Below are 19494 nucleotides of genomic sequence, written 5' to 3' on the forward strand. Positions count from 1 at the left end.
CCCTGTTTTTTCCACCAAACACAATTTGATGAGGAGATTTCGCATGCAACGTCGCAACCTGCTGGCTTTGGTGCTGGCGGCCACCGCGGGCACCGCCTTCGCCCAGGGCTACCCCAACAAGCCCGTCAAGCTGCTGGTGCCCTTCGCGCCCGGCGGCACCACCGACATCATCGCCCGCGTGATCGCCGACCCACTGTCGCGCGCGCTCGGCCAGTCGGTGGTGGTGGAGAACCGGGGCGGTGGCGGCGGCGTGATTGGCGCGCAGGAAACGGCGCGCGCAGCGCCCGATGGGTACAACCTGGGCGTGGCCACCGTGTCCACCACGGCGGCCAATCCGGCCATCAACTCCAAGATCCCGTACAACCCGATCACGGACTTCACGCCCATCATCAACATCGCGGCCACGCCCAACATCATCGCGGTGCACCCGAGCTTCCCGGCCAAGGACTACAAGTCCTTCCTGGCGGAGATCCAGAAGAACCCCGGCAAGTACTCGTACGCGTCCTCGGGCACAGGCGGCATCGGCCATCTGCTGATGGAGCTGTACAAGAGCCTCACCAACAGCTTCGTCACGCACATTCCCTACCGCGGCGCGGGTCCGGCCCTCAACGACACCGTGGCGGGTCAGGTGCCCATCATCTTCGACAACCTGCCCTCGGCGCTGCCCTTCATCAAGAGCGGCAAGCTCGTGCCCATTGTGGTGTCCGCGCCGCAGCGCGTGGCGGCACTGCCCAATGTGCCCACCTTCAAGGAAGTGGGCCTGGAGCCGGTGAACCGCATGGCCTACTACGGCATTCTGGGTCCCAAGAACCTGCCCAAGGACGTGGTGGACAAGATCAACGGCGGCGTGAAGAAGGCGCTGGAAGATGCCGCCGTGCGCAAGCGCATCGAGGACACCGACTCGATCATCGTCGCCAACACGCCCGAGCAGTTCGCCGAGCAGATCAAGGCCGAGTTCGGCGTGTACAAGCAGGTGGTGCAAAAGCAGAAGCTCACGCTGGAATAAGCGCGCCCCCAGCCCTCTGAAAAACGCCCGCCTGCCGCGGGCGTTTTTTTGATGCTATGGTTTTCGCCATGTTGCCCGACAGCCAGAACGCCATAGACCCCTTCATCGACGCCCTGTGGCTGGAGGACGGCCTGTCGCGCAACACGCTGGCCGCCTACCGCCGGGACCTCACGCTGTATGCCCAATGGCTGGCACAGCAGAGCCCTCCGCTGGCGCTGGATGCCACGGCCGAGCACCACCTGCAGGGCTACTTCGCTGCCCGCCACGCGCAGACGCGCGCCACGTCGGCCAACCGCCGCCTCACCGTGCTGCGGCGCTACTTCCACTGGGCATTGCGCGAGCGGCGCATCGCAGCCGACCCCACAGTGCGCCTGCAGGCCGCGCGCCAGCCGCTGCGCGTGCCCAAGACGCTGACGCAGGCGCAGGTGGAGGCTCTGCTGCATGCGCCGGACGACGCCACGCCGCTGGGCCTGCGCGACCGCACCATGTTGGAGCTGATGTACGCGAGCGGCCTGCGCGTAAGCGAGCTGGTCACGCTGAAGACCTTCCACCTGGGGCTGGCCGAAGGCGTGCTGCGCGTCATGGGCAAGGGCGGCAAGGAGCGGCTGGTGCCCTTTGGCGAAGAGGCGCAACGCTGGCTGCAGCGCTACCTGGCCGAGGGGCGTGGCGCCATCCTGGGCGGGCAGCAAACGGATGACCTGTTCGTCACGCAGCGCGGCGCGGCCATGTCGCGCGTGATGTTCTGGGTCATCGTCAAGAAATGCGCGCAGGCTGCAGGCATCACCGCGCCGCTGTCGCCCCACACGCTGCGCCATGCCTTTGCCACGCACCTGTTGAACCACGGTGCGGACCTGCGCGTGGTGCAACTGCTGCTGGGCCACGCCGACATTTCCACCACCACCATCTACACCCACGTGGCGCGCGAGCGGCTGAAGGCGCTGCATGCGCAGCACCATCCGCGCGGTTGAAGGGGCATGGCGCGGAGTGCCGGCGGACAGCGGCAAACGGGTGAAAAATCGCGCTCTTTCTTGAAACTCTGGAGTTGCAATGACAGATTCCGTGCGCCGTCGCGTGCTGGCCTCCCTCGCGCTGGCTGCCGCGCTGCCCCTGGGCGCGCAGGCCCAGACTTGGCCCGCCAAGCCCATCCGCATCATCGTGGCCTATCCCGCGGGCGGCGTCAGCGACGTGGTCGCCCGCGCGTTGGGCGACAAACTGTCCGAACGCCTGGGCACGCCCGTGGTGGTGGAGAACAAGGCCGGCGCGGGCGGCACCATCGGTATGGACGCGGTGGCCAAGGCGGCGCCCGATGGCTACACGCTGGGCTTCTCGGCCATCAGCCCGCTGGTGCTCAACCCGCACCTGGGCACGCCGCCGTACGACGCAACGCGCGACATCGTGCCCGTGGCCAGCGTGATGTACTCGCCCGTGCTGTTGTTGGGCACGCAGGCCGCCAAGGAGCGTGACTTCCGCAGCCTGCTGGCGACCGCCAAGGCGCAGCCGGGCCAGGTGCGATGGGCCACATCGGGGTTGGCGTCGCTGGGCCACATCATGCTGGAACACATCATGCAGGGCAGCGGCGTGCAGATCACGCACGTGCCCTACAAGGGCGGCGGGCAACAACTGAACGATGCGCTTTCGGGTCAGTTCGAGGTGCTGTCCACCAACGCCGGCCCGGCCGTGATGCAGCAGATCAAGGCGGGCAAGCTGCACCCGCTGGCCGTGGGTGCGCCCGCGCGGCTGAACACCCTGCCGAACGTGCCCACGCTGGGCGAACTGGGCCTGCCCGCAGCCAACCTGAATTCGGTGTTCGGCATGTTCGCGCCAGCGGGCGTGCCGGCCGCGGTGCTGGAGCGCTTGAATTCCGAGATCAACCGTGCGCTGGCGCTGCCCGACATCCAGGCGCGCCTGGAGGCTTCGGACAACGTGCCCACGGGCGGCAGCGCCGAGGCATTTCGCCGGCAGATCGCGTCGGAGTCGCAGAGCAATGCGCGCATCATCCGCGCCGCCAACATCCGCCTGAATTGACGACTGCCCCGTGCGCGCGCCGGCCGGCCCGCGCACAGGGGGCATCGGGGTTATTCGTCGGCCGTCAGGCTCTCGGCCCAGGCCAGTGCCTGCAGGTGGGCCCAGTTGACCTGGCGGTTGGACAGGTGCAGCGCTTCGGCCGTGCGCGCAAAAGCCTCGTCGTCACCGCTTTCGCAGGCCTTGGTGAGCTCCAGGAAGGGGGCGAACACACCCTTGTTGTGCAGCAGTGCGTCAAGCACCGGCTGGGGCAGGGCCACCGTTTCCAGGGCGTGCTCCAGCGGCACGCCCAGCATCGCATCCAGCAGCGAGAAGACCCCCACCACGAAGGCGTTGTCGCATTCCTCGGGGGGCAGCAGCTCGGCGGCCAGCAGTTCCATGAGGCGGCCGCGCACCACGGCCGTCTGGCCCACGGCGGGCGGCGAGCCGCTGGCGCGCGAGGTCGTCATCAACAGCGCCGCCCAGCGGAACAGCTTCTTCAGGCCCAGGATCATCACCGCGTGACGGAACGAGGTCACCTCGCACGACAGGCCGAAGCCCGAGGAATTGATGAAACGCAGCAGGTTGAAGGACAGCGTGGGGTCCTTCTTGAGCAGTTCCTCGATTTCTCCGGTGCTGGCCTGCTGGCGCACCAGGTTGATGAGCTGGATGATGGTTGCCTGCGAGGGGCGGATGGTTTGCGCCTTGACCAGCGAGGGCTGTGCGAACCAGTAGCCCTGGAACAGCTTCACGCCCAGCGAAGCCATGCGCTGGTACTGTTCGGCCGTCTCCACCTTCTCGGCCACCAGGGTGGCCTGCGAGTGGGCTTGGGCGAACTTCACGAGCGGCTCGGCGAGCTCCGGCTTGAAGGCCTGCATGTCCAGCTTGATGAACGAGGCCAGAGGCACCCAGCTGCTGTAGGCGCGCCGCAGCACGTCCTGGCTGAAGGCCAGCCGAAAGCCGCGCGTGCGCACCGCTTGCAGCGTGGGGATGTACTGCTCGATCTGCTCGGCCGTGGCCTGGGCGCCGAGCGTGGGTACTTCCAGCACCACTTTTTCAGGGTGGATCAGCTCCAGGTGTCCGCCGGCCAGGCTGTCGTGCGTGCAATTGATGAAGACGGTTTTCTTGCCCACCAGCGCCTCGGAGCCCGCATACGACAGCGCGTTGAACAGCAGCGCCGCATCGCTGGCGGCGGTGTGCGCGTCCGCGGCGGTGGACCGGTCGAACAGTTCGTAGCCAAAGACGGTGCGCTGTTCGTCCAGGATGGCCTGTCGTGCGATGACGACCTGATTCTGCGCCTCAGTGGCCTCGGGTGACGGCTGGGCGGAATCGGCGGGGAGCTGTGCGGCGGTGTCTGAAAGGCTCGACATGGATGGCGTGGGAAGTTCGTGGGATTCTAGGAGGTCGGCGCGGCAGTGGCTCAGGCGGGCGCCATCTGGTCCGCCCAGGCCAGGGCTTGCAAGTGGGCCCAGTTGATCTGCTGGTTCGTCAGGTGGAGCGATTGGGCGAACTGGTCGAAGGTGTGGTCGTCGCTGGTCTCGCAGGCTTCGGCCAGTGTCAGCAGCTGGCCGTACACGTTGCTGCGTTGTAGCAGGGCAGTGGACAGCTCTTCGGGCAGGTTGAGCAGCCCCACGGCGGAGGCCAGCGGCATGCCGAGCATCTGGTCCAGCATGGAAAAGATGCCGATCACGAACGCCTGATCGGCTTCTTCGGCGGGCAGAAATTCCTGGGCCAGCAGTTCCATGAGGCGGCCGCGCACCACGGCCGTCTGTCCCACGGCCGGGGGCGTACCGCCGCTGCGCACCGCCGTGAGCAGCAGGGCGGCCCAGCGGAACAGCTTCTTGAGTCCCAGCAGCAGCACCGCCTGGCGGAAGGAGGTGATCTCGCGCGTCATGCCCAGCCCCGCGGAGTTGATCAGGCGCATCAGGTTGAAGGCCAGCCCAGCATCCTTTTTGAGGGCCTCTTCGATCTCGTCGGTGCTGGCCTGGCTGCGCACCAGGTTGAGCAGCTGCACGATGCTCGCCTGGCCGGGAGTGAGCAGTTTGGCCTCCACCAGCGTGGGACGTGAGAACCAGTAGCCCTGGAACATTTCCACGCCCATGGACGACACCATGTCGTACTGTTGCGCGGTTTCGAGCTTTTCCGCGATCAGTTCGGCCTGGGAATGGCGCCCCGCGTAGTTGATCAGCACCGCGAGCTGGTCGCGCGCAAGCACCGACATGTCGAGTTTGATGTAGTCGGCCAGCGGCAGCCAGGGCGCGTAGGTGGACTCCAGCACCGTGTGGTTGAAGGCGAGGTGAAAGCCGCGGCTGCGCAGCGCCTGCAGGATGGGAAGCCGCGCATGCACCTCGGTCGCGGCCACGTGGCCCAGCGGAGGGATCTCCAGCACGACCTTGTCGGGGTTCACCAGTTCCAGGTGCCCGCCCGTCAGGCTTTCGTGGGTGCAGTTCACGAAAATCAGCATCTTGCCCATCAGCTCTTCGGTGCCCGCATGCGACAGCGCGGTGAAGACCAGGATCACGTCGCTGGCGGCCGTGTGGCCGACGGTGGAGCGCGAGCGGTTGAAGAGTTCGTAGCCGACGACCGCCTGCTGGCCGTTCATGATGGCCTGCCGGGCGATCATGGAGCCGGTGCTGCCAGCCTGGGAGGCGCCGGCCGCCGAGGGAGAAGCGGGAGGTGTGGGGTTCGTCATGGAATGCCTGGGCGTGTGCGGGATACCGGGCGATGCGGGTGCCCGCCGCAGGCGCGAGGGCTGGCGGCAGCGGCGTGGCGTATCGCTGCTGGCATTGTAGGGAAGAACCCCCGATGGCTGGGGGATGGCAGTGCGGCTGGAGGCGATTCAGCCGTGCTGCAGCCAGCGCATCTCCGCCTCGCTGAAACCGGCGGCGCGGCGTGCCGCCTCGTTCAGCGGCGGCTTCGGGCGGGGGGCTTCGTAATGCTGGACCAGCGCGGCGTAGTGCGCCACGGGGTCCAGTCCGTCGCGCGTGCACAGCCAGCGGTACCAGTGGTTGCCGATGGCCACGTGGCCCACTTCCTCGCGCAGGATGGTGTCCAGGATCGCCACGGCGGCCAGCGCGTCCGGTGTACCGACCTGGCGAAGCTTGTGCTGGATCAGCGGCGTGGCGTCCAGTCCGCGCGCCTCCAGGGTGCGCGGCACCAGGGCCATGCGCGCCACGATGTCGTCGGCCGTCTTCTCGCACATGCTCCACAGGCCCTGGTGCGCGGGAAAGTCGCCATAGTCATGGTGCAGTTGCCGGCGCAGGTGGTCACGCAGCAGGAAAAAATGCTTCGCCTCCTCGGCCGCCACGCGCAGCCAGTCGCGGTAGAACGTCTCGGGCATGCCCGCAAAGCGCCAGATGGCGTCCAGCGCGAGGTTGATGGCGTTGAACTCGATATGGGCGATGGCGTGGATCAGCACCGCGCGCCCCTCGGGCGTGGCGGGCGAGCGGCGTGCCACGGCGGTGTGGTGCAGCAGCTGCGGCCGCGCGGGGCGGCCGGGCAGGGTGTCGGCGGGCGGGGCGGTGAGACGCGTTTCTGTCGCTATTGAAATGCGAGCTGCTTGCGCATACATATCCAGCGCTGCGGCCGATTTTTCTTCAGGGTCGCAGAGGCGCAAGACCTCCAGGGCACGTTGGCGAAGCTCCATCCCTACAATTCTAGGTTCCCCCTACACAAACAACGGAGACAGACAAGCGATGGCGATCTATGAACTCGACGGCGTGGCGCCGCAGGTGGCCGCATCGGCCTGGGTGGCCGACAGTGGCCAGGTGATGGGCGACGTGGTGCTGGGCGAGGACGCCAGCGTATGGTTCGGCACCGTGGTGCGTGGCGACACGGCGCGCATCACCATCGGCGCGGGCACCAACGTGCAGGACGCGAGCGTGCTGCACGCCGACATCGGCCAGCCGCTGGTGATCGGTGAGCGCGTCACCGTGGGCCACCAGGTCATGCTGCATGGCTGCACCGTCGGGGATGAATCACTGATCGGCATTGGCGCCATCGTGCTCAACGGCGCGAAGATAGGCCGCAACTGCCTGGTGGGCGCCGGCTCGCTGGTCACCGAGGGCAAGGAGTTTCCCGACGGATCGATGATCCTGGGCAGTCCGGCCAAGGTGGTGCGCCAGCTCACGCCCGAGCAGATCGAAGGGCTGCGCCAGAGTGCGCGGCATTACATGGAAAACGCGCGCCGCTTCAAGGCGGGTCTGCGCAAGCTGGGGTAATAGCCCGGCCGTTGATTGACTGGAAATACTGCGTGTCCGAACTGCACAAGTTTTTGTTTGATGGCCTGCCCGTGCGCGGCATGATCGTGCGCCTGACCGACGCCTGGACAGAGCTGCTGCGCCGCCGCGCGGCCAACACCGAAACGGGGCCATACCCCGCGCCCGTGAGCGAGCTGCTGGGTGAGATGGCCGCCGCCGGCGTGCTGATGCAGTCGAACATCAAGTTCAACGGCGCGCTGGTGCTGCAGGTCTTTGGTGACGGCCCGGTCAAGCTGGCCGTGGCAGAGGTGCAGTCCGACCTGAGCCTGCGCGCCACCGCGTCGGTGTTGGGCGAACTGCCCGCGAACGCGGGCCTGCCGGACATGGTGAACGTGGGCGGCGGCGGGCGCTGCGCCATCACGCTGGACCCCAAGGACCGTCTGCCCGGCCAGCAGCCCTACCAGGGTGTGGTGCCGCTGTATGGCGACCACCAGGAAAAGCTGCACAAGCTCAGCGACGTGCTGCAGCACTACATGCTGCAGTCCGAGCAGCTCGATACCACCCTGGTGCTGGCTGCCAACGACCAGGTGGCCGCGGGCGTGCTGATCCAGCGCATGCCCCTGAAGGGCGAGGCCAACCTGGCCGGCGGCCATGGGCGCGAGGACGAGGACCAGATCGGCCGCAACGAGGACTACAACCGTATCGCTACGCTGGCGAGCAGCCTCACGCGAGAGGAGCTGCTCACGCTGGACGTGGACACCATCCTGCGCCGCTTGTTCTGGGAGGAAAAACTGCTGCGCTTCGCGCCTCAGCAGGGCGATAGCGGCCCGCGCTTCGCGTGTTCCTGCAGCCGCGAGCGTGTGGGCAACATGCTGCGCAGCCTGGGCACGGAAGAGGTCGAGAGCATCCTGGAGGAGCGTGGCAACATCGAGGTGGGCTGCGAATACTGCGGCCAGCAGTACCACTTCGACCCGGTGGATGCTGCGCAGCTGTTCACCGATCCGCACAAGCAGCCGCCCGCGCCGTCGCGCATGCAGTGATCCAGGCGGCCGCTCTGGGCGGCTTTCGCGAGCCAGCCTGCGCGCCGTGGCGCTGCAGGCGGTCGCGCTTCAACGAGCGTGAAGCGTCCGCCTCACGCCCCCGCACCCAGGCCGCGCAGCGCGGTGAACAGCCGGTGCTCGCACTGGGGCTCCACGCATTCTTCGCAACCCCAAGCGCGCAGCCGAGGACGGCTGGGTTCAGGTTTCAATTCGACTTCTGCGCTTGATGGGAAAGCGCGAGTAGCTATTAAATCAATAGCGTGCAGTGCATTGCGAAGTTGCGCCGCTGGCGGCCCGTACAGCACCTGGTAGGCCGTGCCGGCCTGAGCCAGCGCGGCGCGCAGTTGCAGCTCGTGTGCATCGGGAAGGTCCAGTGCGCACAGCAGCGTGAGGTCCGCCGGCAGGGCTGGCAGATCGGGGCCGGCCGCCGCGACTGCGAGCGCGGGACAGTGCTGAGCGATGCCGTCGCGTAAGGCGGTGCAGGCGGGCGCGTGCGCACCCAGGATCGCGATGCGCACCGCCGCAGCGCCGGGCACGGGGCCGGGCGAGAGGCTCACTTGCGGGCCGGGGTGACGTGCACGTAGATCTCGCCAGGCTTGACCATGCCCAGTTCGCTGCGCGCCTTTTCCTCGACCATCTCCAGGCCGTCCTTCAGGTCCTGCACTTCGGCGGCCAGGCGCTCATTGGCCTGGCGCGCCTGCGCATTCGCCGCCTGCTGGGCGGCGATCTGCCGGCGCATGTCCTCTACATGGCCGACACTGCCGCGCCCGGTCCACAGCTGCGCGTGGATCCCCACGAGGAGCAGCAGCAGGGCGAGCGGAACGATGCGTGTGCCCATGGCGGGGCGCAGCGGCGCGGGTGGGCTTAGCGCAGGTTGTAGAACGCGGCGCGGCCGGGATAGAAGGCGATGTCGCCCAGGTCTTCTTCGATGCGCAACAGCTGGTTGTACTTGGCGATGCGGTCGGAGCGCGAGAGCGAGCCGGTCTTGATCTGGCCGGCGTTGGTGCCCACGGCGATGTCGGCGATCGTCGAGTCCTCGGTCTCGCCCGAGCGGTGGCTGATCACGGCGGTGTAGCCGGCGCGCTTGGCCATCTCGATGGCGGCGAAGGTCTCGGTCAACGTGCCGATCTGGTTGATCTTGATGAGGATCGAATTGGCGATGCGCTTGTCGATGCCTTCCTTCAGGATCTTGGTGTTGGTCACGAACAGGTCGTCGCCTACCAACTGCACGTTCTGGCCCAGGCGCTCGGTCAGGGTCTTCCAGCCGTCCCAGTCGCCCTCGGCCATGCCGTCTTCGATGGAGATGATGGGGTACTTGTCGCACCAGGTGGCGAGCATGTCGGTCCACTGCTGGGCGGTCAGGCGCAGGCCGCCTTCGCCTTCCAGGACGTACTGGCCATCCTTGTAGAACTCGCTGGCGGCGCAGTCCAGGCCCAGGGCGATCTGCTCGCCCGCGGTGTAGCCGGCGGCCTCAATCGCCTGCAGGATCAGCTGGATGGCGGCTTCGTGGTTTTCCACGGAAGGCGCAAAACCGCCTTCGTCGCCCACGGCGGTGCTCATGCCCTTGTCGTGGATGATCTTCTTGAGCGCGTGGAACACCTCGGCGCCCCAGCGCACGGCCTCGCGGAAGCTCGGTGCGCCCACGGGGATGATCATGAACTCCTGCAGGTCCAGGCTGTTGTTGGCGTGCGCGCCGCCGTTGATGACGTTCATCATCGGCACGGGCAGCTGCATGCCGCCCATGCCGCCGAGGTAGCGGTACAGGGGCAGGCCGGACTCTTCGGCGGCGGCGCGGGCCACGGCCATGGAGACGGCCAGCATGGCGTTGGCGCCCAGGCGGCTCTTGTTGTCGGTGCCGTCCAGGTCGATCAGGGTCTTGTCCAGGAAGGCCTGCTCGGAGGCGTCCAGGCCCAGTACGGCCTCGCTGATCTCGGTGTTGATGTGCTCCACGGCCTTGAGCACGCCCTTGCCCAGGTAGCGGGCCTTGTCGCCGTCGCGCAGCTCGATGGCTTCGCGCGAGCCGGTGGACGCGCCCGAGGGCACGGCCGCGCGGCCCATCACGCCCGATTCCAGCAGCACGTCGCATTCGACGGTGGGATTGCCGCGGCTGTCCAGCACTTCGCGGCCTACGATGTCAACGATGGCACTCATGGGTTTCCTTTTGCGGGAGTTTTTAATCAAATTGGCCGCTAGCGCTTTTCCATCAAGCGCTGGCAGCTATCAAATGGGTAGCATCAAAGGCCTTCGACGCACACCAGCCGCATGATGGCTGCGCCCTCGCGCGCCGCACGGGCCTTGCCGTATTCGGGCGAATGGTAGAACGCCTTGGCCGCCTCGAAGCTGGGGAACTTGGCGATCACCACACGCTCGGGCTGCCAGTCGCCCTCCATCACCTCCACCTGGCCGCCACGCACGCAGATCTCGGCGTTGTGCGCCGCGAAGGCGGCGGTGGACCACTTCTTGTATTCCTCTTACTGCGCGGGGTTGGTCACGCGGACGTTGGCGATGATGTAGCCGCTGGGCATGGTGTCAGGCTCCAAAGTTGTTTTCGAGAAAACCGTTCTTCTTGGTCACGTCGTCGAGCGCCACCAGCGTTTCAAGCAACGCGCGCATGTGCTTGAGCGGCACGGCGTTGGGGCCGTCCGACCAGGCCTCGGCGGGCTTGGGGTGCGTTTCCATGAACAGGCCCGCCACGCCGACGGCCACGCCGGCACGGGCCAGCACGGGCACCATGTCGCGCGCGCCGCCGCTCACGGCGCCCAGGCCGCCGGGCTTCTGTACCGAGTGGGTTACGTCGAACACCACGGGCGCGCCGGAATTGCGCATCTCGGCCAGGCTGGTCATGTCGGCCACGAGGTTGTTGTAGCCAAAGCTCACGCCGCGCTCGCAGGCCAGGAAGCGGTCTTCCGACAGGCCCACCTCGCGCGCGGCGGCGCGGGCCTTGTCGATGACGTTCTTCATGTCCCAGGGCGCAAGGAACTGGCCCTTCTTGATGTTCACCGGCTTGCCGCTTTGCGCCACGGCGCGGATGAAATCCGTCTGGCGGCACAGGAAGGCCGGGGTCTGCAGCACGTCGACCACGCTGGCCACTTCGGCCACGTGCGAGGTGTCGTGCACATCGGTCAGGATGGGCAGCTGCAACTGGCGGCGCACTTCGTCAAGGATCTTCAAACCGGCATCCAGGCCGACACCGCGCTTGCTGGTGCCGGACGAGCGGTTGGCCTTGTCGAACGAGCCCTTGTAGATCAGCGGGATGCCCAGCGGCGCGCAGGCCTCCTTGAGTTGGCCGGCCACGTCGAGCGACATCTCCAGGCCTTCAATGGAGCAGGTGCCCGCGATCAGGAAGAAGCGTTGGTCCAGGCCGACGTCGAATCCGCACAGCTGCATGGGCTTTCCTTCCAATCAGGCTTTCGCCGCTGGCTTCTGGTGTTCCACGGCCGCCTTGATGAAGGCGTTGAACAGCGGGTGGCCGCTCCAGGGCGTGGACTTGAACTCGGGGTGGAACTGCACGCCGATGAACCAGGGATGCACGCTCTGCGGCAGCTCGACGATCTCGGTGAGGTGCTCGCGCTGCGTGAGCGCCGAGATCACCAGCCCGGCGCTGCGCAAGCGGTCCAGGTACTGCACGTTGGCCTCGTAGCGGTGGCGGTGGCGCTCGGTCACCACGTCGCCGTAGATGCTGTGCGCCAGGGTGCCGGGCTGCACGTCCGAGCTCTGCGCGCCCAGGCGCATGGTGCCGCCCAGGTCGGAATTCTCGGAGCGCGTCTTGATGGTGCCGTCCTCGTCCTTCCATTCGGTGATCAGGGCGATGACCGGATGCGGCGTGGCGGGGTCGAACTCGGTGGAATTGGCGCCCTGCAGGCCCGCCACGTGGCGCGCGTATTCGATGGTGGCCACCTGCATCCCCAGGCAGATGCCCAGGTAGGGCACCTGGTGCTCGCGCGCGTAGCGCGCCGTGGAGATCTTGCCCTCCACGCCGCGGCTGCCGAAGCCCCCGGGCACGAGGATGGCGTCGTAGGCACCGAGCCGCTCGCGAGCGTTCGCGTCGGTGATGTCTTCCGAGTCCAGGTGGTCGATCTTCACGCGCACATGGCTTTGCATGCCGGCGTGCTTGAGCGCCTCGTTGACGGACTTGTACGCGTCCGACAGCTCCACGTACTTGCCCACCATGGCGATCTTCACCTCGCCCTGCGGGTGCTCGGTCTCGTGCACCAGCGCGTCCCAGCGCTTGAGGTTGGCGGGCGGCGTGTTCAGGCGCAGCTTGTCGCAGATCAGGCCGTCCAGGCCCTGCTCGTGCAGCATGCGCGGCACCTTGTAGATGGTGTCCACGTCCCACATGCTGATCACGCCCCACTCGGGCACGTTGGTGAACAGGGAGATCTTCTCGCGCTCCTCGTCGGGCACGGCCTGCTGGGCGCGGCACAGGAGGGCGTCGGGCTGGATGCCGATCTCGCGCAGCTTCTGCACCGTGTGCTGCGTGGGCTTGGTCTTGAGCTCGCCGGCCGTGGCGATCCAGGGCAGGTAGGTCAGGTGCACGAAAGCCGAGTTGTTCGGCCCCAGCTTGAGCGACAGCTGGCGCACGGCCTCCAGGAAGGGCAGGGACTCGATGTCACCCACCGTGCCACCGACCTCGCAGATGGCCACGTCCACGGCGTCGTCCGTGTCTATGCCCGCGCCGCGCTTGATGAATTCCTGGATCTCGTTGGTCACGTGCGGGATCACCTGCACGGTCTTGCCGAGGTAGTCGCCGCGGCGCTCCTTTTCGAGCACGCTCTGGTAGATGCGGCCCGTGGTGAAGTTGTTGGCCTGCTTCATGCGCGTTTCGATGAAGCGCTCGTAGTGGCCCAGGTCCAGGTCGGTTTCGGCGCCATCGTCGGTCACGAAGACCTCACCATGCTGGAACGGTGACATGGTGCCCGGGTCCACGTTGATGTACGGGTCGAGCTTGATGAGGGTGACTTTGAGACCCCGCGATTCGAGGATCGCGGCAAGGGAGGCTGAGGCGATTCCCTTGCCCAGGGAAGACACCACACCGCCGGTGACGAAGACGAATTTGGTCATGTCTTTGATGGTGGTGGGAAATTGGGATTGTAATCAGCCCACTGCAGGGATGCAGTGGCAGGGGCCATGCCCTCTGCTAAATTGCGCCCCCATGAACGAACAGTTGGCTGGCAAACACATTGTCCTGGGCTTGAGCGGCGGCGTGGCCTGCTACAAATCGGCGGAACTGTGCCGGCTGCTGGTGAAGGCCGGCGCCACGGTGCAGGTGGTCATGACCGAGGCGGCTGCGCAGTTCATCACGCCCGTGACCATGCAGGCGCTGTCGGGACGCAGCGTCTACACCTCGCAGTGGGACGCGCGCGAGGCGAACAACATGCCCCATATCAACCTGAGCCGCGAGGCGGACGCGATCCTCATTGCGCCGTGCAGCGCGGACTTCATCGCGCGGCTGGTGCAGGGGCGGGCCGACGAGTTATTGAGCCTGCTGTGTCTGGCACGGCCCCGGGATCGGGTGCCGTTGCTGCTGGCCCCCGCCATGAACCGCGAGATGTGGGGCCACCCGGCCACTCAGCGCAACCTGGCCCAGGTGGCGCGCGACGGCGCGACGGTGCTGGGCGTGGGCTTTGGTGACCAGGCCTGTGGCGAGACGGGCGACGGCCGCATGCTAGAGGCCGCGGAGATTCTGGAGGAACTGGAGGCCTTCTTCACCCCCCAGTTGCTTACGGGCCAGCACGTGCTGATTACCGCTGGCCCCACCTTCGAGGCCATTGACCCGGTGCGCGGCATCACCAACCTGTCCAGCGGCAAGATGGGCTTTGCGATTGCCCGCGCGGCGCGTGCCGCTGGCGCACAGGTCACATTGGTCGCCGGGCCGGTGCATCTGCCCACCCCGCGGGGCGTGCGGCGCATCGACGTGCGTTCAGCACAAAACATGCTTGCAATCGTTGAGGAGCAAGCGCGAGAAGCTACTATTTTCATAGCTACGGCCGCGGTGGCGGACTGGCGTCCCGCCACTGCTGCGCTGCACAAGATCAAGAAAGACGGCACGGGCGACGTGCCGGCGCTGGAGTTTGTGGAGAACCCCGACATCCTGGCCACGGTGGCGCGCACCGAGCGCGCGCGCGCTGGCCGTCTGTACTGTGTGGGGTTTGCCGCCGAGAGCGAGAACCTGCTGGAGCATGCCAGCGCCAAGCGCGAGCGCAAGGACGTGCCGTTGCTGGTGGGCAATATCGGCCCGGCCACGTTCGGGCAGGACGACAATGCGCTGCTGCTGGTGGACGCGCAGGGCCATCGTGAACTGCCCCGTGCTTCCAAGGAGGCGCTGGGCCATCAGCTCGTGGCGGAGATCGCGCGGCGCCTTGCCGCCGTTTGAGCGGGTAGGGGTGCACCGGTTGGGCGATGATCGCGGGCTCGGCTCGCGGTGCTGCCGGCGTGACACCGCCCGACCATTCCTTTGAACCTCTGCTCCCATGAAAATCGACGTCAAGATTCTCGACCCCCGCATGGCGGATCAATTGCCAACGTATGCCACGCCCGGCAGCGCGGGGCTGGACCTGCGCGCGTGCCTGGACGCGCCGCTCACGCTGGAGCCCAACGCCTGGCAATTGGTGCCCACGGGCATCGCCATCTACCTTCAGGACCCGGGCTATGCCGCGCTGATCCTGCCGCGCTCGGGGCTGGGCCACAAGCACGGCATCGTGCTGGGCAACCTGGTGGGCCTGATCGACAGCGACTACCAGGGGCAACTCATGGTCAGCGCGTGGAACCGCAGCCCCCAGGCCTTCACCCTGCAACCCATGGAGCGCCTGGCGCAGTTGGTCATCGTGCCGGTGGTGCAAGCCCAGTTCAACGTGGTGCAGGAGTTTCCGGCCAGCGAGCGCGGTGAGGGCGGCTACGGCTCCACGGGCAAGCACTGAGCGCCAGCGCCGCTGTCGGCCCCTGCCTACATGGCGGGTGCGCACTTCACTACGAGGCCCGCCGGGCATGGCCGGCAGTGTGCAGGATGCTGCGGTGCTTCAATCTCCCAATGGGTGGCCGCTTTCATGTAGCCATGCTTGCATTGTTGAACCAAGGAGATTTCCATGCGTCCTCATTCCCGCTTCATCGCCTTGGCCGGCTCCGCGCTGGTGGCTGGCGCACTGGTCGCCTGCGCCGAACAGCCGCGCTATTCTGACTACCATCCGACGCCCGGCTACACCAGCCAACCGGCGCCGGGATACACCACCTACCCTAACCAGCAAGGTACCGAGTACGGCACCGTGGCCTACATCGAAGGACTGCAGGCGCGCAACCGCACGTCCGGCGCTGGCGCGATCCTGGGTGCCGTCGTGGGCGGCGTGCTGGGCAATCAAATTGGCTCGGGCTCCGGCCGCACGGCGGCTACCGCCATCGGGGCCGTGGGTGGCGCGGTGGCGGGCAACGCCATCGAAGGCCGCAATAACACTGGCGATTACGAGGCCTATCGCATCACGGTGAACCTGGACCGGGGCGGCCAGCGGGTGTACGAAGTGCCGTCGCCAGGCGATTTGCGCACCGGCGACCGCGTGCGGCTGTATGGCGGACAGATATCGCGCATGTAAGACGATTGACGCGCCGATGGCGGCGCCGCGCACACACAACGGGCTCCCGAGGGGAGCCCGTCTTTTGGGGTTGTGTGCCGAAAAGTGCGTGGTTCAGTGGATCAGGTCGCTGCCCGGCGCCTGCGGCTGAATGCGGAAGAACCCCGTACCCGCTGTGCCACGGCCGATTTCTTCCTCCGTGGCTTCGCGCACCGCGTGCACCTTGAGCTGCAGCCGCAGTGCGATGCCTGCCAGCGGATGGTTGCCGTCCAGCACCACGTGCTCAGGGTAGATCTGCGCCACGGTGTACAGCGCGTCGCGCGGTGCATCGGGGTTGACGCCTTGGGGCAAAGCCGTTCCCTCGAACGTCATGCCTTCTTCGATATCCGCGGGAAACAGTTGGCGGGGCTCCAGGAAGAGCAGCTTGTCCTGGTAGTCCCCAAAAGCTTACTCGGGCTCCAGGTGCAGCGAGAGTTCGGCGCCGACGCCATGGCCCTGCAGGGCCTGGTCGATGCGGCCCAGCAGGTCGTCGCCCCCCACGAGGAATTCCACGGGATCGTCGAGCACATCCAGTTCCTCGCCCAGCGTGTCTTTCAGGACCCAGGTCAAGGCGACCACACATTGTTCGGTAATTTCCATAGGAGAATTGTCGCAGTTCACTGCCCTGCCGCGCGCGCGGCCATTTCGATTCCATGGACGTTCAACAACCGCTGGCCCTGCTCGGGGGCCTGAGCCCGGCGCAGTTCATGCGCCGCCACTGGCACAAGAAGCCGCTGCTGGTGCGCCAGGCCATCCCCGGCTTCAAGCCGCTGCTGAGCCGCGCCGAACTGCTGGAGCTGGCGGGGCAGGACGGTGTGGAGTCGCGCTTCATCCAGGATAAGGCCGGCCAATGGGTGCTGCGCCACGGGCCGTTGGCACGCCGCTCCCTGCCGTCCCTGGCCACGCCGTGCTGGACCGCGCTGGTGCAAGGCGTGGATCTGCACAACGATGCCGTGCACGCGCTGCTACAGCAGTTCCGTTTCGTGCCCGAGGCGCGGCTTGATGACCTGATGATCAGCTACGCCACCGACGGCGGAGGCGTGGGGCCGCATTTCGACAACTACGACGTCTTCCTGCTGCAGGCCCATGGGCGGCGGCGCTGGCGCATTGGCCGGCAAAAGGACAAGACGCTGCGCCCCGGCTTGCCGCTGAAGATCCTCGCGGCTTTCGAGCCCGAAGAAGAGCATGTGCTCGAGCCCGGCGACATGCTCTACCTGCCCCCGGGCTGGGCCCACGATGGCATTGCCGAGGGGGAATGCATGACCTATTCCATCGGCTTTCGCTCGCCCAATGGTGCCCAGTTGGCGCATGAGGTGCTGCAGCGCATGGCGGAGGCGGCGGCCGACGAGGAGGGGGCCATCTACCGTGACGCACAGCAGTCCGCTGTTGCGAACCCGGGAGCCATCCCGGCCGCGTTGCAAGACTTCGCACGCAAGGCGGTGCAGCGCGCGTTGCAGCAGCCTCAGGCGCTGGAGTGCGCACTGGGCGAGGCTCTGACCGAACCCAAGCCCAACGTATGGTTCGAGCCGTCTCCGGCGGACATGCTGGAGAGCGTGGTGCTGGACCGGCGCACGCGCATGATGTATGACGACAGGCATGTGTTCATCAACGGCGAAAGCTATCGCGCGGCCGGTCGCGATGCGGTACTGATGCGTCGCTTGGCCGACGAGCGTCTCCTGGACTCGCGGGACCTCGCGCGGGCGAGCGATGAAGCATTGGAGCTGCTGTCCGCTTGGTGCGAGGCAGGCTGGGCCCATGCGGGCGCGCAGGCCTGACGCGTCGCCGCCGGAGACAAACCATGGAAGACGCCATCTCGCACGCACAGTCATCGCTGCCCGCTGGCCGGTTTGAAGGGCGGGTGGCATTTCAGCAACTGGTGCGCGATGCCCTGGCATGCGCTGCGCGCGAAGGTTGGCCCGAGCTCATCCTGTCGGACGCCAGCTTCCACGATTGGCCGTTGGGGGAGCGCTCCGTGGCCGATTCCCTGCAGGACTGGGCGCGGGCGGGGCGGCGCTTCGTGCTGGTGGCGGCGGGGTTCGATGAAATCGTGCGGCGGCACGCGCGCTTTGTGCAGTGGCGCGTGCGCTGGGACCACATCATTGTCTGCCGCAAGGCGTCCGTCGCAGATCCGCAGGATGTGCCCAGTGCACTGTGGTCGCCGCTGTGGGCGCTGCAGCGGCACGACCCGGTGCGGTGCAACGGCGTCGCCGGCGCCGAGCCGGAGCGCCGCATCATCCTGCGCGAATCGCTGCAGGAGTGGGTAGACCGCAAGAGCACTCCTGGATTCCCTGCATCCGTACTTGGCCTGTGACGGATTCACCCTCTTTGTAACAAGGGTAGCCAGTTATTCGTGTTATCTACTATTGACGAAATCTTTCTATAATTCCGAACTGGTTTTGCCCCCCGGCGTTTGCTTCGCAAAGCGTAGCGCCACTGCCTGACTAGCCGCGTGGATGGCGGCATTGGGCTGTTTGATAACAATCGTTCCGCTTGATAGGACACCAAATGAAGAACTCCGTCGTTCTGGCTGCTTTGATCGCTGCTGCCGCTCTCGCCGCTTGCGGCAAGAAGGAAGAGCCCGCACCTGCTCCCGCTCCTGTGGAAGCTCCTGCTCCCGCACCGGCTGTTGAGCCCGCACCTGCTCCCGCGCCCGCAGCGTCTGTCGAGGCACCTGCTGCTGCCGCTACCGACGCAGCTTCCGATGCCGCCAAGGCAGCTGCTGATGCTGCTGCTGCCGCCGCTACCGGCGCTGCCGCTTCCGAAGCCAAGTAAGAACACTCTGATGCCCGGCCCCTTCAGGGGCCGGGCTTGCTGCAAACCCCGTACCGCAAGGTCGGGGTTTTCTTTTTTGGGCAATGGCTCAGTAGCTGGCCTCGATCCAGGGAGTGCCCTCGCGCGGATCGGCCACTACGATGTCACTTGCATGCCACCCCACAGCTTGCGCCAGAGCGGATTGCGCGAGATCCGGTCGGTTGTTGCGTGCGCTCAGGTGTGCAGCCACCACGTGTCGCAGATTCGGGTGATGTACGGCGTGCAGGATGTCCGCGCTGACATGGTTGGGAAGGTGCCCACGCGGACCTGCGATGCGCCGTTTCAGGAACACGGGATAGTCGCCCGACGCCAGAAGGTCGGCGTCGTGGTTGGCTTCGAGCAGCAGCGCGTGACAACCCTGCAGCCGTTCCACCACCGTTTCTGCCGCATGGCCCAGGTCGGTCAGTAGGCCGATGTGCGTCGCGCCATCGCTGCAGCGCAAGTGCAATGGTTCACGTGCGTCATGCGGCACGCTGAAAGGATGTGCGCAAAAGCTGCCCATATCGACGGGTACGCCATCGCACGCCACATGCAGCAGGCCGTCAAGGTCTGGCGCCCCTAGGGCGTCGTAGGTGCCCTCGCTCATCCAAACGGGGATGCGTTCGCGCAGGGCGAGCTTCAGCACGCAGCCCACATGATCGGAATGCTCATGCGTGATGAAGACGGCATCCAACTGCGCAGGGGCCGTGCCGGCAGCCTCCAGGCGCCATTGCAGTTGCCGGATGCCCAGCCCGCAATCCACGAGCAGGCGCCGGGTATGCGCGCCGCTACGCCCTTCAACCAGCGTGGCGTTGCCGGTGCTGCCGCTGGCCAGATTGCGAAAGCGCAGCATCGTGTAG

Annotated in this window: 20 protein-coding genes and 2 pseudogenes; 11 read left to right on the top strand and 11 right to left on the bottom strand. The window is 66.7% G+C overall.

Translation table 11 applies throughout. From position 1 onward, the window contains the following. Positions 1-43 precede the first annotated feature (43 nt). The 3 genes from I3K84_RS17445 (at position 44) to I3K84_RS17455 (ending at position 3031) form a co-directional block, all read left to right on the top strand. Positions 44-1006: a tripartite tricarboxylate transporter substrate binding protein BugE gene (locus I3K84_RS17445; RefSeq protein WP_088887473.1), complete on the top strand. Its 963-nt coding sequence runs from the start codon at positions 44-46 to the stop codon at positions 1004-1006. Positions 1007-1074: 68 nt separating this feature from the next. Next, positions 1075-1974 (top strand): site-specific tyrosine recombinase XerD, encoded by a 900-nt coding sequence (gene xerD / locus I3K84_RS17450; RefSeq protein ID WP_196995065.1) that lies wholly within the window; start codon positions 1075-1077, stop codon positions 1972-1974. A gap of 79 nt (positions 1975-2053) precedes the next feature. Next, positions 2054-3031, top strand: coding sequence for a tripartite tricarboxylate transporter substrate binding protein (locus I3K84_RS17455; protein WP_196995066.1), 978 nt, complete (start codon positions 2054-2056; stop codon positions 3029-3031). Between the two features lie 50 nt (positions 3032-3081). Here the strand turns inward: I3K84_RS17455 and I3K84_RS17460 are convergent, their stop codons facing one another. The 3 genes from I3K84_RS17460 to I3K84_RS17470 all read right to left on the bottom strand — a co-directional run bounded on the left by I3K84_RS17460 (position 3082) and on the right by I3K84_RS17470 (position 6653). After that, on the bottom strand, positions 3082-4377 hold the full coding sequence (locus I3K84_RS17460; RefSeq protein WP_196995067.1) for an EAL and HDOD domain-containing protein: 1296 nt from the start codon (positions 4375-4377) through the stop codon (positions 3082-3084). Between the two features lie 50 nt (positions 4378-4427). Then, positions 4428-5699: an EAL and HDOD domain-containing protein gene (locus I3K84_RS17465; RefSeq protein WP_196995068.1), complete on the bottom strand. Its 1272-nt coding sequence runs from the start codon at positions 5697-5699 to the stop codon at positions 4428-4430. Positions 5700-5846: 147 nt separating this feature from the next. Then, positions 5847-6653, bottom strand: a complete 807-nt coding sequence (locus I3K84_RS17470; RefSeq protein ID WP_196995069.1) for a ferritin-like domain-containing protein — start codon at positions 6651-6653, stop codon at positions 5847-5849. Between the two features lie 49 nt (positions 6654-6702). On the opposite strand from I3K84_RS17470, the gene I3K84_RS17475 reads away from it, so the two are divergent. Both I3K84_RS17475 and I3K84_RS17480 read left to right on the top strand, forming a co-directional pair. Continuing rightward, on the top strand, positions 6703-7227 hold the full coding sequence (locus tag I3K84_RS17475) for a gamma carbonic anhydrase family protein (protein WP_011804433.1): 525 nt from the start codon (positions 6703-6705) through the stop codon (positions 7225-7227). A 32-nt stretch (positions 7228-7259) separates the two neighbouring features. Then, positions 7260-8246 carry an Hsp33 family molecular chaperone HslO gene (locus I3K84_RS17480; protein ID WP_172206450.1) on the top strand — a complete coding sequence of 329 codons (987 nt, stop codon included), beginning with the start codon at positions 7260-7262 and terminating at the stop codon, positions 8244-8246. 92 nt (positions 8247-8338) lie between these two features. Here I3K84_RS17480 and I3K84_RS17485 read toward each other — a convergent pair whose 3' ends face one another. The 6 genes and pseudogenes from I3K84_RS17485 to I3K84_RS17510 form a co-directional block, all read right to left on the bottom strand. Continuing rightward, entirely contained in the window at positions 8339-8803 is a 465-nt protein-coding gene (locus tag I3K84_RS17485; protein WP_196995070.1) for a hypothetical protein, read from the bottom strand. Continuing rightward, a complete protein-coding gene (locus I3K84_RS17490) occupies positions 8800-9084 on the bottom strand; it encodes a septum formation initiator family protein (RefSeq protein ID WP_011804436.1) in 285 nt (94 codons plus the stop codon). Before I3K84_RS17490 ends, I3K84_RS17485 begins: the two co-directional genes overlap by 4 nt. 26 nt (positions 9085-9110) lie before the next feature. Continuing rightward, positions 9111-10397: a phosphopyruvate hydratase gene (gene eno / locus I3K84_RS17495; RefSeq protein ID WP_015912643.1), complete on the bottom strand. Its 1287-nt coding sequence runs from the start codon at positions 10395-10397 to the stop codon at positions 9111-9113. A gap of 83 nt (positions 10398-10480) precedes the next feature. Further along, a pseudogene (locus I3K84_RS17500) lies at positions 10481-10771 on the bottom strand (DUF1330 domain-containing protein). A gap of 4 nt (positions 10772-10775) precedes the next feature. After that, the gene (kdsA, locus tag I3K84_RS17505) at positions 10776-11633 is read right to left on the bottom strand and encodes a 3-deoxy-8-phosphooctulonate synthase (RefSeq protein ID WP_011804438.1); all 858 of its coding nucleotides are present in this window, start codon (positions 11631-11633) and stop codon (positions 10776-10778) included. A gap of 15 nt (positions 11634-11648) precedes the next feature. Next, on the bottom strand, positions 11649-13307 hold the full coding sequence (locus I3K84_RS17510) for a CTP synthase (RefSeq protein ID WP_172206454.1): 1659 nt from the start codon (positions 13305-13307) through the stop codon (positions 11649-11651). Between the two features lie 91 nt (positions 13308-13398). Here I3K84_RS17510 and coaBC point away from each other — a divergent pair, with 91 nt between their 5' ends. From coaBC to I3K84_RS17525, 3 genes are all read left to right on the top strand, one after another. After that, positions 13399-14619, top strand: coding sequence for a bifunctional phosphopantothenoylcysteine decarboxylase/phosphopantothenate--cysteine ligase CoaBC (gene coaBC, locus I3K84_RS17515; protein ID WP_103737321.1), 1221 nt, complete (start codon positions 13399-13401; stop codon positions 14617-14619). 97 nt (positions 14620-14716) lie between these two features. After that, complete coding sequence (dut, locus tag I3K84_RS17520) at positions 14717-15163, top strand: dUTP diphosphatase (protein ID WP_015912648.1); 447 nt, start codon at positions 14717-14719, stop codon at positions 15161-15163. A gap of 165 nt (positions 15164-15328) precedes the next feature. Beyond that, positions 15329-15826 carry a glycine zipper 2TM domain-containing protein gene (locus tag I3K84_RS17525; protein ID WP_015912649.1) on the top strand — a complete coding sequence of 166 codons (498 nt, stop codon included), beginning with the start codon at positions 15329-15331 and terminating at the stop codon, positions 15824-15826. A gap of 93 nt (positions 15827-15919) precedes the next feature. Here I3K84_RS17525 and I3K84_RS17530 read toward each other — a convergent pair. Next, positions 15920-16444, bottom strand: a pseudogene (locus I3K84_RS17530) (peptidylprolyl isomerase). A gap of 53 nt (positions 16445-16497) precedes the next feature. On the opposite strand from I3K84_RS17530, the gene I3K84_RS17535 reads away from it, so the two are divergent. The 3 genes from I3K84_RS17535 (at position 16498) to I3K84_RS17545 (ending at position 18616) form a co-directional block, all read left to right on the top strand. After that, positions 16498-17619 (top strand): cupin domain-containing protein, encoded by a 1122-nt coding sequence (locus tag I3K84_RS17535; RefSeq protein ID WP_196995071.1) that lies wholly within the window; start codon positions 16498-16500, stop codon positions 17617-17619. Positions 17620-17642: 23 nt separating this feature from the next. After that, positions 17643-18155: a hypothetical protein gene (locus I3K84_RS17540; RefSeq protein ID WP_015912652.1), complete on the top strand. Its 513-nt coding sequence runs from the start codon at positions 17643-17645 to the stop codon at positions 18153-18155. A 194-nt stretch (positions 18156-18349) separates the two neighbouring features. Further along, positions 18350-18616, top strand: coding sequence for a hypothetical protein (locus tag I3K84_RS17545; RefSeq protein WP_041835919.1), 267 nt, complete (start codon positions 18350-18352; stop codon positions 18614-18616). An 88-nt stretch (positions 18617-18704) separates the two neighbouring features. Here the strand turns inward: I3K84_RS17545 and I3K84_RS17550 are convergent, their stop codons facing one another. Further along, entirely contained in the window at positions 18705-19487 is a 783-nt protein-coding gene (locus tag I3K84_RS17550) for an MBL fold metallo-hydrolase (protein ID WP_015912653.1), read from the bottom strand. Positions 19488-19494: the final 7 nt, after the last annotated feature.

It is taken from the genome of Diaphorobacter sp. JS3051 (assembly GCF_015832135.1).
In the GTDB taxonomy this organism is placed as follows: Bacteria; Pseudomonadota; Gammaproteobacteria; order Burkholderiales; family Burkholderiaceae_C; genus Diaphorobacter; species Diaphorobacter nitroreducens.